Source organism: Desulfovibrionales bacterium, assembly GCA_028715605.1.
Taxonomy (GTDB): domain Bacteria; phylum Desulfobacterota; class QYQD01; order QYQD01; family QYQD01; genus QYQD01.
In genome coordinates, this window is sequence record JAQURM010000002.1 from 251,555 (window position 1) to 264,110 (window position 12,556).

The window sequence follows — 12,556 nt, forward strand, 5'->3', positions numbered from 1 at the left end:
GCTAAAAGGAGCGAAAATGGAAAATAAGTTATCTATATGTATCATCGGCAAGGATCAAGAGGGACTGTTAGGTGAGTGCATTGACAGCGCCTTGAAGTTGAGCCGGCGCGCGATTTATCTTGATCTGGGTTCAACGGACAAGAGTGTTGATCTGGCAGAACAAAAAGGTCTGGAGGTGGTAAAAAGTGAGCCTTCTTTAACCGAGGCACAAGAGTCATTGGAACGGTGGTGCAATTCGGAGTGGATCCTTTTTTTGAAGGCGGGTGAAAAAGTCATCCTGCAGTCCGATGCGCTGATAGATAAGATACTCGGCAATGGACCTGCACAGGGATACAGTCTGATTGTCAAGGATGTTGTTGAGCCGGATGTCCTGGAAGACTATCGCTGGATAAAAATTTCCGGGCAATACAAATACTCCAAAGGTTCCAGATACGTGTCAAAGGTTGAAATCCGGTTGGTGCGTCGCCAGTATTTTGCCAAAATTTTAAAATTAATGATGACCTGGTCAAAAGAAGATCTATTTTCATTTAACAGTCAGATTCTAAGGGAGGTCCAGATTTATCCGTGTCAGCGTAATGAAGAATCAAAGGAAGACAGCCCCGCAGAGGCCAGGGAACTTGAGATGAAGTATCTCAAGGGAGAAATATTGTTTGATCCGGCTGAAGAGGATAGTTTGTGGGAACTCGGGGATACCTATATTACTTACGCCGTCTTGACAAAGAAGGATTTGAACCGCTACTACAAAGGGCTTTCTGCCGGTTTTGGCGGGGAAAGGATGTATCTCACCCTGCTGCATAATCTGGGCAGATTTGGGAGATATGCGGAGGCAAGGGACTTCTTTGAGGCGTGGAAAAATACGTGGGAATTTTTTGACACACCTGAACCTTACAGGATTGGGGGTATCATATATGCCCATCTCTTTGATACAGACAAGGCCATACAGTGCCTTGAAAAATATGTCGAATCAGTTTCTGAAGATCGTTTAGGAGAACCGCTATCTCTATTGGGTAAGACCTACCTGCTGCATGGGAATAAAGAAAAGGCTGTCTCCCTGCTTAAACGCTCAAGGGAACTTCGCTATGATAAATTTGATGCTATGGTTATTGATTGCATCGACAAAGATGGCTGGGAACCGCCAAGGTTAAGTGTTTGTATGATTGCCAGAGACGAAGGGCCGAACATACGCAAGGCGCTGGATTCCGTATCCGGTATCGCGGATGAAATTATCGTTGTGGATACGGGATCGACAGACAACACCAAGGAGATCGTCAGGGAATTTAAAGGCAAAATCATCGAGTCTCCATGGGAAGACGATTTTTCAAAGGTGAGAAATATCGGCCTTCGGGAGGCAACCGGCGCTTATATACTGTGCCTTGATGCGGACGAGTTCATAGATGCGCGGGACAGGATAAAGCTGGCATTAGTTAAACAGATCTTGCCGGTAGGGCGGGATACCGCTTTTTGCATAAAGGTCGAGTGGGAAGATAAAGAAGAGGAGATGACGGTCATGTTGCGTCTTCCTCAGATGAACCAGCCTTATTACCTTACAAGGTTATTTCCCAATCACCCCGAAATACATTTTGAGGGCAGGGCATTTGAAGGCGTGGATAGCTCCATCGGCGCCTTGGGGATAAAAATCGAGCGCAATGACTTGTTTAAGATCACTCATTCAAGGTGTGATCGCGAATTGAGGGATCGGAGGAAGAAGATAGCCGTGCGCAATGCTTTCGAATTTATCTCTGATCCTGAGACGGCCTTGCGGGGGATTCTTTATTTTCTGAGACTGGGTGACCTGGATGCCGCTCTTAAGTGGTTAGATAAGACCAGCATGGATAATCCTCAGCTCCTGGCAAGAATTGTCGAATTATATTCTACGGTTGGTAAGGCTAACAGTGTGGCAGGGCTCATTAATAAAGCTATCGATAAATTTCCGGAATCGATGGAATTGAATCTGGCGAAAGCGGAGTTGGATCTTGCAGGCGGCAAATATGAAGAGGTGTGCAATATTTTGGAGCCTCGTCTGGGGAATATAAAAGAGGCAATGAGCAGGGCGGATTGGGCGAGAGCTTGTTATCTCTATGGTATGGCTTTACTGGAAACGGGGGACCTGGGTAGAGGCCTCGAATGCCTGAGTGACGCTCGCGAGGCAGACCCGTGGAACATCAGGTATAAGACAGGAGGCATCTATGCGCTCGCCAGGTGCGAAGAATGGGAAGGGGCGATCGGCGCGGTCGGAGACGTATTGAGGGGAGAAAATCTTGACCCTGGAGGGATAATCGGTGACTTTGCAGACCTAGGACTGGTTTTGGCGAAGTTGAGCAGACACTTTGCCGATACCAACAGGGGGGAGATGGCCGCTCTGTGCCGGAAGGTCATGGAAGAGATTATTCAATATAAGATATCAAATAAAACAGAACTCGAAAAAATGTCGGGGTATCTCAACGCGGTTGGGTTCGGAGGAGATGTCAATGCGTAACAATATGTTTTTTAAGAAAAACATGGCTATTTTGGAATCGAAATATCCTGATCTTGCCGCCAAAGTCAGGGCAAGTAGCAAGGTAATTGGTAAATGCAAGGTCATAAAGTCAAAAACAGGGGATCCGAATGTTATTGTTAAGAGAGATCTGGATCATATAATGCTTTATGACAATGACGACCCTTTTGGGTATTGCAAAACCTATTTCGAAGAATTGAATATCAATCATGCCCCGATTGTTGTGTTTATGGGGCTGGGACTCGGGTATCACCTCCACCTTTTTCTCAGACTTTATGGTAATCGTTGGGGGGCAAGGAAGATCATAATCTTCGAGGAGGATATTGAACTCTTCCGTCTGGCCTTGCAGTTTGCGGACCTGGAGCAGATAATCAGCCATCCGGATATCCACCTCTTTGTCGGTCGTGATCCTGAGGAGGCTTTTACACAGATTCGAAGGAACATCATTACTGAAAAAGGAATACATAATTTTATGAGGTCCACCAAGATCATTCCTTTACCGGCTCATATTTTATTAAATAACGAATATTATCTTAGAGCGCTTAATACAACGAAGAAGGCCTTTCGCCAGATGATGATTTTAGCCGGTAATGATCCGACGGATTCTTTCGTCGGCATGGATAACCTGCTCAGCAACCTTAAACATATTGTCTCCAACCCCGGAATCAAACTGTTATACGACAAATTTAAGGGAATGCCTGCTGTTACAGTAGCATCCGGCCCTTCTCTTAATAAGAACATTCATCTGTTAAAAGATATTCGCGAACGGGCTCTGATCGTTTGTTGTGACGCGAGTCTTGTGCCGTTAATGAAACGCGACATCCGCCCCCATATTGTAGTTTCCCTCGAAAGGACGGACGGGACGGAATACTTTTTTGAAGATGTGCAGGATTTGGAAGGTATCTATCTGGCTATCTGTCCATTGGTCAGGCCAAGGGCCTTTGACAGTTTTAAGGGCGGAAAATTTATTGTTAATAGAACCTTTTCTCACTTTGATTGGCTTCATCAGGATAAGGGCTCGCTGTCCATTGGCCCTGCGGTATCGAATATGGCATTCAAGGTGTCTGAGGCGCTGGGTTGCGATCCGATTATCATGATTGGACAGGACCTGGCCTTTGCAGAGGATGGCGACACGCATGTTAAAGAGATGCCTTTTGGGGAACGTGATGAATATTACCATAAAGAGGTTTTGGAAGTGGAGGGGAACAACGGAAGGCCTGTCAAGACATCGAGGGCATGGGAGATATTCAGGTCACACCACGAGGAAGATATAAAATCCTACAAAGGGCTATGTATCAACGCAACGGAAGGGGGCGCGAAAATTCGGGGGGCCAGAGTCATGCCCTTTAAGGAGGCTATTGACAAATACTGCCGGGATAAAATCCATTCCAATTCGATTATCAGTGAAACGATTTCGAATTTTTACAGGGATATTGATGTTAAAAAGGAACTCGAACAGTTCCTGCCGCGGATACGGGGAACGCGGGAAACCCTGGAGGGCTTAATCAAAGTATTTAAGGATTTTCATGACGAAACCCGCTTGGCGCAAAAAACAACGATACATCCTTTCATGTATGAAGGGGCAAAGATTGATAAAGATGTCCTTACCGGAATTGCCCAAAAGTTTCTCGATTTATTGAACTCTTATCTGAAAGATCAAGACGTCAACGACATCATGCTGCACACACTGCAACCTCATCTCGTGTGGTTCGCCAACAGGTTGAATTTTCTGCCTGAAATATATTCGGATCAGAACTGCCTGCGATCGGCACAGGTGCTCATGATAAAAGAATGGCTTGGAGTGCTCGGGCAATTTTTTGTATCTACCGCTGATTCACTCAGCGAGGCCGAGACTTTTGTCTCTGAAGCCTTGAAAAATTGATGCCGGCCCACGGGTTTTTAGAAAGCAACCTTGCCCTTCTGGCAAGCAAAGACCGGGATCTGGGCGCGAGGATGTCAGGAGTCGGCGTGGGCCTGTCCTGGGAACTATTGCCGGCCGTGGACGGGCTTTTAACGGCCGGAAAGTTGTTTGGACAAGGGCATTATCGCTATATTCATAGCCGGATAAGTCCCGGACAGGAAGCTGAACAATGGGCGGCATCGGTGGTAGATGTCTGTGGTAGTTTTGTTGTTTTGGGATTCGGCCTTGGCTATCATATTTCCCAACTCCTTAAAAGAAACAGGTCGTTCAGCCGGTTATTAATCGTCGAGGCTGAACCTGAACTCTTCCGGGCGGCTCTGGAGTGCGTGGACCTGACCGGTATTTTAAATGACGGCAGGGTGAATTTAGTCGTGGGAACAAGCGTTCTGAACGTAAAGAATTTTATTAGTGAAGGCAGTATGCAACCTGTTTCTTATCGGAAGTTTCTTTCTGCCACAGGGCTTCATCCGGAGTTTTATAGAGAGGTGGAACATATATTGGAAGAGTTGATTTTCAGGTATAGAAGAGATTCCCGCGACCCCGCCTTTGCTAAAAATGACCTGGCCGGGAGGGGCAGAATAACCCTGTGTGACGGAGTCTCTCGCCTGTTGGAGGAAATGAAAGAATGACGTTTTAATCAGGAACTCAGGAAATCAGGAAAATAAGGCTTCAATCAGGAACTCATGAACTCAGGGAAAAAATGCTGTTCCATTCCTGATTTTTTGATTTCCAGATTCATTCATATAAATTGTTACCAGGAAAGTATTTTTGAGAAATTGATTTTCAGCAGTTCGGCTTCTGGTTGCTCTGTTCTTTCATGAGTTCGTGAGTCCCTGATTAAACTGAGATTTTTGTATTTTCTTTTTATGAGTTCCTGAGTTCCAGATTATCAGCCTTTTCTGAATGTAGGGCGTTTTCAAACACCTAAAGTATTATGGAGGAATTACTGAAGATATGGAAAAGTTGAAAATAGGTGAAACGACCTATTCCGTTATAGGGTCACAGACCACCTTGCGTAGGAGTTATAGGTTAGAATCCTCTAAAGGTTTCCCATGGTACACATATACAGGTTGGGACAGAATATGTGGGGAGGGTATTATAGCTTACGCAAGCTATTCAAAAGCCGATAGCAGGGGGCGCCGCTTTCTTTTTTCAGTGGGTCCATGGTGGCTGGATGCGAACCATAGCCATCCCGGGTTTGGCAGCCTGTCGCTGATTTTTTTTGCCTTCGTGAGGCAGATACCTGGGTGGATAGGCCCGCTTTCCCTATATCCCACCTTACTCTATCCCAATATGCGGGGGATGAAGATACGCGGTAAGATCCGTGGCTGCGACGTCGATTTAAAGGGTGCAGACCTGGTCTTCTGGTTCCAATGTTACTCCAGAAAAATAGGGAAACGCGTGAACTATGCCTGTCTAGGACAACCCCTTAATGACAGGCTTATCGACGGGAACATCAATGATTTTGAGATGAAGATAGACATCGGGACCATAGATGATTGGGTATGCCTTGGAAGTTGTGACGAGAAAACCGATTTATACGGTAACCTGGATTTGCAGGAGCTTGATCTTGATACGCCGGATAATATCGGCTTCATTTTAGCGCCAATTGAAGCCAGGCCGCTTTGGGCCGATGAATGTAATGTTGCGTCGCAGATAGATTTGGGTCTTAACAGGACGTGGCCTATCGACATTGGCAGTTTGCCGACGGGAGCTATTGCCATGTACGAGTTGGAGATCGATTATTATTCGAATTATGAAATAATAGCATTAAGCTAAAACCGGGCCTTTGGGCGAGCGATGGAATTAAGAGGTATCAACAAATTCCATGCAATCCGGATCTATCTGTGAGGCAGAATTTGCTATGGATATCTTGGTTATCCGCACCCATCGCCTTGGAGATGTACTCCAGTTGACTCCGATGTTGCAAGGTCTCAAGGAGAAATACCCGGCCGGCAAAATTACCTTCCTCACCGGACGGGACATGGCCGGTTTGCTGTCAGATAATCCCAACATAGATGAAATTATTTCCATTCCTGAAAAAGAATATCGATGGTATTTGAAGAATAGGCCTGAATCTTACGCGAAGATATACAATCAAACTTATGATCTCCTGTCTGAATTAAGGCAGAGGCGTTTTCAATTGATCGTCAACCGGCAGTACGAGGTTGGCGGCATTGTGGCCGGGCTGATAGGGGCAGATGAAATACGGGGGGGAGTTTTTTGCCCCGGGTGTGGATTTATTTTTGAAGACGGGGCGTCGAAAGCGCTCTTCGACATAATACGGACGAATCGGAAGGCCAACCGGCGAAATCTGGCTGATTGGGCCTGTCACATATCCGGCGTGCCGCCCGGTTGCGGGGACATGGCTTTTTATATACAGGAAACAGATCGCTGGGAGGCAGACGTCTTGCTTACAAAAGGAGGCGTAGGGGAGGACGAGTCGCCCGTCGCTGTGCAGATGGGTGCCGCGCGCTCATTCCGCCAGTGGGGGGCGGAAAACTATGTACGGGTCATCAGGTGGTTGACCAAGGCAAAGGAAAAAAAGGTTGTCCTCCTTGGAAGCGAGGACGAGCGGGATTTGGCCGAAGCAGTGCTGGACAACCTTGGCCAGGATAAGGGCCATGTCGTTGATTTGATCGGAAAGACGACTCTCAAGACCCTGGGCGGGGTGCTTGAACGGTGTCAGTATTTAATCACCGGAGATACCGGTACCATGCACATGGCCGCTTCAGTGGGGACACCGGTTATAGCCCTTTTATACGGCACGGCCTACCCCTGGGAAACCGGTCCGTATGGGACAGGACACCTCGTGCTTTACGCAGACGAACCTTGTGCGCCATGTCTGAATCCGGGCGACTGTACTTCCGGACATAGATGCCGAAAGGCAATTACCCCTGAACACGTTTACGGGGCTTTAGAGATTGCCGAGGCAATGAGAAGATATCCATGCACCCCTCTCTCTTGGCCGGACGACGACGTCCGTCTATATATGACACTCACGCAGCCCGGTCATGACCAGCTTCTAGTCCCCATAGATAACGTCAATTCAGAACATCGAGAATCCGGTCTGTTTTTTTCCAGAGAACCGGGAAGAGAGTTGGGCTGCGGAAGCATCCTGGAGTCCGCTGCCGGCGCTTTGGTCCAACGAGGGGACAATATCATCAAGGAATTCTATGAAGGAAACAAAGAAGGCTTTCTGGAGACCTTACCTGAGTATTTTGATCGCCTGGGCAGGTTTGTGGAGTTTGTGAAAGGTCGACAGTCCGGTGATAATAGTCCGGAAATGATTCAGCTCCTGGCTCCGGCGCTGAACGAGGCCTGCCGGGCGATGGAAGCGGGGGATTATGTGACTATTATTGATTTAATTCAATACAAATTTAAGACGATTCTTGAATCAGGAACTCAGGAAATCAAGAAGAATGAATGAGCCAATCAGGAACTCAGGAAATCAGGAAGAACAAATAGGCTAATCAGGAACTCAAGAACTCAGGTCGTGCCTGAGGCAGATTCGCCTGGGCGAAAAATGAGGAAATTAAGGCCAACAACCAGTGACTCAGGAAAGAAAGGACCGATGGATGACAAGGATTTGACCGGAAAGATTATTGCTGCTGCTATTGCCGTACACCGGGAGCTTGGGCCGGGTTTTCTGGAATCAATATACGAGGAAGCCCTTTGTATCGAGCTAGACCTTCTAAAAGTTCCCTACGAAAGGCAGAAACCCATTGCGATTATATATCGCGCAGAGATAGTCGGGGAGCACCGCCTGGATCTGTTAGTTGCCCAAACTGTCGTTGTTGAACTCAAGGCGATCAAAGCCTTGGAGAATATCCATTTTGCTACAGTACATTCCTACATGAAAGCAACCCAGGCGGAAAGCGGCCTGTTGCTTAATTTTGCCTCTATGCCGTTGACAATAAAGAGAGTTGGTCGTGAATTTATTCAGGATAAAACAGCAGTTTTCGAAGACGGTGAAACATGATTTTTAATCAGGAACTCAGGAAATCAGGAAAATAAGGCTTCAATCAGGAACTCATGAACTCAGGAAAAAATGCTGTTCCATTCCTGATTTTTTGATTTCCAGATTCATTCATATAAATTGTTACCAGGAAAGTATTTTTGAGAAATTGATTTTCAGTAGTTCGGCTTCTGGCTGCTCTGTTTTTCATGAGTTCATGAGTTCCAAATTGAAGTGAGATTTTTGTATTTTCTTTTTATGAGTTTTCGCCTGGGCGAATCTGCCTGTGGCACGACCTGAGTTCCAGATTTAATATATGGAGATCGGATGGGTACTATTTCATTATGTATGATCACAAAAGACGAGGAGGATTTTCTTTCTCAGTGTCTGGACAGTGTCAAGATCCTGGTTGATGAGATCGTTATTGTGGACACCGGATCAACCGACAAGACCGTCGCTATCGCGAAGGACTACGGGGCGAAGGTACACCACCACCCCTGGGAGAATGACTACAGCAAACACAGGAACCAGTCTATCTCTTATGCCACCGGGGACTGGATATTGGTTATGGATGCAGATGAAGTTATCGCAGAGAGAGATCGGGACAAGATCAAGACGCTCCTCTCTTCCACAAATGCAGACGGCTTCCTGTTTACTCTAAGAAATTATGAGAGCACCCTTAACCTGGCCAATGTCACAGTCAATCCGGATGATTACGAAGAAGGAAGGGGGTATCCCGGTTTTATAGCCAATGATTTGATTCGCCTCTTCAGGAACGACCCTGATATATATTTTACCGGAAAAGTCCATGAGACTGTAACAGAATCCTTTCAGCAGGCAAAAAAGACCCTTTTCAATACGGGCATTCCCATCCATCACTACGGCAAGGTCAGAGAAGATCGCATAAGGCACAAACAGGAATTATATCTGAAACTCGGTGAAGAAAGGCTGAAAGACAATCCGCACGACCCGGTGGCCTATAAGGGTCTCGCGGATCAATACCTGGATATCGGGATGCCTGACCGGGCTCTGGAGGTCTCAAACAGGGGCATGGCGCTGTTTCCCGAAATGGTCGAACTGCGCTTCAACCGTGGGTTGTCCCTTGACAGACTCGGCCGGCGAAAGGAAGCCGGAGAGGAATATTCATGGGTTCTTGTGAGGAAACCGGATCATCTCGGGGCGTGTCACAACCTGGCGCAGATTTATTATTCCGGGCAATGCTATGACGAGGCCGCTTCTGTGTTGGACAAGGGAATCCATAATGGTATCAGGCATCCGGCCATCTTTTTTCTCCTCGGCCAGGTCTGTTTTGCCCTCGGATACTGGGATAAGTCCTTGAAAAGCATAGAACACGTCTCAGCTATCCAGGAGAATTACCCCAGCATTAATTATTATAAGGCAATCCTGTTTTTGAAAAAGAATATGCCTGATGCCGCCATAAGCGCCCTGGAGAGGGAAATCAAAACCGGGGGCAACCTTGTTGCCGCCTACAACCTGCTCGGAGAAATATCTCTCACGTATGGAGATGCACAGAGCGCGGCGCAGTTTTTTCAAAAAGTCCTGACTATCAACCCTGATGACCCGACCGCAAAGGCACACTTAGAGAAAGAATGTAATACCTTGGGTGTTTAAACCCGTCCTGCATTCAGAAAAGGCTATTAATCTGAAACTCAGAAAATCAAAAAATAAGATAATCAGGAACTCATGAACTCAGGAAAAAATGCTGTTCCATTCCTGATTTTTTGATTTCCAGATTTATTCATATAAATTGTTACCATGAAAGTATTTTTGAGAAATCGATTTTCAGCAGTTCGGCTTCTGGTTGTTTTGTTTTTCATGAGTTCCTGAGTTCCTGATCCAAAAATCTAAATTGTTAAAAAAATTCAAGTGATCCCCCTTGCCTTCCGATAAGCATATCAAAGAAAAGCGGAAAAAACACTAAATCAAGCAGAAAGGGGGGATGAAAAAGTAGGGAGTTGGGCAGTCCTCGCAGGATTGTCCTTGGTTTAAGCACATGGCAAGGATGCCAAAATAGTTATGAGTTGAGAGTGACGAGAGACGAGTTAAACACAATAACTCGTAACCCGGAACTCGCAACTCGGAACCAAAAATTCACGGAGGATTAAGACTATGGGACTTAGAATCGCGAACAACATTACCGCGATGAATGCTCATCGCATGTTGAGTATCAATGATGCACAGTTATCAAAATCTCTTGAAAGACTCTCCTCAGGTTACCGCATCAACAGGGCAGCCGATGATGCTGCCGGTCTGGCCATTTCTCAAAGTTTCAGGGCAAATATAGCCAGTTTTAAGGTGGCTTCCCGAAATACCACTGAGGCCTCGGCGCTGTTGCAGGTGGCTGAAGGTGGTATGGACCAGGTCGGTAACATGCTGACTCGTTTAAAAGAGTTGGCTACACAGGCCGCCTCGGCAAACGTGGGTTCCAGTGAGCGGACAAAGATAAACTCGGAGGGGAACGCCCTCATCTCGGAAATCGACCGGATCGCCCAGGCCACCAAGTACGGGAGCACTGCCCTTCTGGACGGGACGTTCGGGTCTTCCAAAACGGCCGGGACATACTCCGGAGGCGCGGATGATGTCAGGGTGTACGGGGATATTACCCATGTATACTCTATTGTATGTAATGCAAACGCTACAGGCATGTCGGACATGGATGTTACCATTACCGGTTTTACAGCATGCGCGGGGACATGGACCTTCGCTGCTGCGGGCACGGCTTCTCTGACCGTAGGCAATGGCACGGTGACGGAGACATATACCGCCATAAACTTTGCCGCCACATCTACCGAGACGGTAACCTTTGCCAACCTCGGGATAACCCTTACCATTGATTGTGGTGTTGGTTCGGCGGCTTGGTGCGCTTCGCAGATGGTGATTAGGGACACCGGCCTGACCAGCCTGACTGTGGAAGGGGCTACGACAGGCACCTACACCTTTGCCACGGCAGGCACGGGCGCGGTTACCATAGGAAACGGCACGGTTACGGAGACGGTTTCAGGTCTAAGCCCGGGTACGGCAGCGGATCTGAATTTCAGCACCCTGGGTATTACCTTCTCCCTTGGAACAGACTACACGGAAAACGATCTTGAAGGTGTAACCTTTATTGTGAGCGACTCCGGATCCAGCGGGTCCACGTTCCAGGTTGGGGCTGATAATGACACGAACAATCGCCTTTCGTTTACTATCAGCTCCTTGCGGGCTACTTCAACCACGGGGTTAAGCTTGTCATATGATTACCTGGATTCTGCAACCGAAGCCCAGAGCATGCTTGACCTGGTTGACAGCGCCATCAGCACCCTGTCTTCAAGGCGAGGCGATGTCGGCGCTGCCATGAACCGGTTGAGTTATGCTGCTGCCAACCTGGCCACGACCATTGAAAACGTGCAGGCGGCTGAATCGGTCATCCGGGACGTGGATATGGCGGCCGAGATGACCTCGTTCACCAAGAGCCAGATATTGCTCCAGGCGGGTACCGCGATGCTGGCACAGGCCAACATGGCTCCGCAGAGCATCCTCAGCTTGATAGGTCAATAGGTCGTTAGTACCTGGCATGTAGGGGGAGGAGACCTCTCCTTCCCCTACCTTTTAGCCGGAGCTGGTGTAAGAAGCGTTCACCGATAGTGTCGTTCACCGTTAACGGTTCACCGAAAAAGACGTTTTTGGGGCTTTTCACGGTCAACGGTCAACGAACAATAACGGTGAACGGTTACTGGGAGGCTGAGATGGAAATCATCGAAGTGAGAGCAAGCGCAGTTGCTAATCCACCACCGCGCGCTCCCATGATAAGCTTCAATGCGGAAGAAACGAAGACTAAGCAAACGCCGGCATCGCCCGAGCCGAAAAGAGACGCTGAACCGGCGCAGTCGGAACTTATCAGAAAGGTGGCTAAAGGAAACGAAGAGGCCATCAGGAAAGTAGCCGAAAATATTAACCGTTTCATGGAGGACATGGACTTCAGTCTTCGATTCATTCCGGACAAGGAAGCAGGGATAGTGACCGTAAAGGTGTTGGACAGCGATGGGAACATTATCCGTACCATACCGCCGGAGGAAATGGCAGCCCTTTCTTCCAGGATCGGGTCGAGCATTGGCATGCTGGTAAATAAAACACTGGGATAGTATAGAATGTCCATGGGTTGTTTTTTGCCGTGTGAAGGCGG

General features: G+C 47.6%; 9 protein-coding genes. All 9 read left to right on the plus strand.

All coding sequences use genetic code 11. From position 1 onward, the window contains the following. Window positions 1-16: 16 nt before the first annotated feature. The 9 genes from PHT49_03865 (at window position 17) to PHT49_03905 (ending at window position 12,515) form a co-directional block, all read left to right on the plus strand. On the plus strand, window positions 17-2,476 hold the full coding sequence (locus PHT49_03865; protein ID MDD5451010.1) for a glycosyltransferase: 2,460 nt from the start codon (window positions 17-19) through the stop codon (window positions 2,474-2,476). Next, window positions 2,469-4,376, plus strand: a complete 1,908-nt coding sequence (locus PHT49_03870; GenBank protein MDD5451011.1) for a DUF115 domain-containing protein — start codon at window positions 2,469-2,471, stop codon at window positions 4,374-4,376. Before PHT49_03865 ends, PHT49_03870 begins: the two co-directional genes overlap by 8 nt. Further along, the gene (locus PHT49_03875) at window positions 4,376-5,044 is read left to right on the plus strand and encodes a hypothetical protein (protein MDD5451012.1); all 669 of its coding nucleotides are present in this window, start codon (window positions 4,376-4,378) and stop codon (window positions 5,042-5,044) included. The genes PHT49_03870 and PHT49_03875 overlap by 1 nt, the downstream gene beginning before the upstream one ends. Before the next feature lie 526 nt (window positions 5,045-5,570). Continuing rightward, window positions 5,571-6,194 (plus strand): hypothetical protein, encoded by a 624-nt coding sequence (locus PHT49_03880; GenBank protein MDD5451013.1) that lies wholly within the window; start codon window positions 5,571-5,573, stop codon window positions 6,192-6,194. A 49-nt stretch (window positions 6,195-6,243) separates the two neighbouring features. After that, window positions 6,244-7,845, plus strand: a complete 1,602-nt coding sequence (locus PHT49_03885; protein ID MDD5451014.1) for a glycosyltransferase family 9 protein — start codon at window positions 6,244-6,246, stop codon at window positions 7,843-7,845. 144 nt (window positions 7,846-7,989) lie between these two features. Continuing rightward, window positions 7,990-8,397 (plus strand): GxxExxY protein, encoded by a 408-nt coding sequence (locus PHT49_03890; GenBank protein ID MDD5451015.1) that lies wholly within the window; start codon window positions 7,990-7,992, stop codon window positions 8,395-8,397. 324 nt (window positions 8,398-8,721) lie between these two features. Continuing rightward, on the plus strand, window positions 8,722-10,005 hold the full coding sequence (locus PHT49_03895; protein ID MDD5451016.1) for a glycosyltransferase: 1,284 nt from the start codon (window positions 8,722-8,724) through the stop codon (window positions 10,003-10,005). 498 nt (window positions 10,006-10,503) lie between these two features. Further along, entirely contained in the window at window positions 10,504-11,931 is a 1,428-nt protein-coding gene (locus PHT49_03900; protein MDD5451017.1) for a flagellin, read from the plus strand. A 188-nt stretch (window positions 11,932-12,119) separates the two neighbouring features. Next, window positions 12,120-12,515, plus strand: coding sequence for a flagellar protein FlaG (locus PHT49_03905; protein ID MDD5451018.1), 396 nt, complete (start codon window positions 12,120-12,122; stop codon window positions 12,513-12,515). The last annotated feature ends 41 nt before the right edge of the window (window positions 12,516-12,556 follow it).

Excerpts from the sequence above, each read along its gene's own strand:
- PHT49_03885 (MDD5451014.1), top strand. The coding sequence starts at position 6,244 with ATGCAATCCGGATCTATCTGTGAGGCAGAATTTGCTATGGATATCTTG.
- PHT49_03905 (MDD5451018.1), top strand. The coding sequence starts at position 12,120 with ATGGAAATCATCGAAGTGAGAGCAAGCGCAGTTGCTAATCCACCACCG.
- PHT49_03890 (MDD5451015.1), top strand. The coding sequence starts at position 7,990 with ATGGATGACAAGGATTTGACCGGAAAGATTATTGCTGCTGCTATTGCC.
- PHT49_03865 (MDD5451010.1), top strand. The coding sequence starts at position 17 with ATGGAAAATAAGTTATCTATATGTATCATCGGCAAGGATCAAGAGGGA.
- PHT49_03900 (MDD5451017.1), top strand. The coding sequence starts at position 10,504 with ATGGGACTTAGAATCGCGAACAACATTACCGCGATGAATGCTCATCGC.
- PHT49_03875 (MDD5451012.1), top strand. The coding sequence starts at position 4,376 with ATGCCGGCCCACGGGTTTTTAGAAAGCAACCTTGCCCTTCTGGCAAGC.
- PHT49_03870 (MDD5451011.1), top strand. The coding sequence starts at position 2,469 with ATGCGTAACAATATGTTTTTTAAGAAAAACATGGCTATTTTGGAATCG.
- PHT49_03895 (MDD5451016.1), top strand. The coding sequence starts at position 8,722 with ATGATCACAAAAGACGAGGAGGATTTTCTTTCTCAGTGTCTGGACAGT.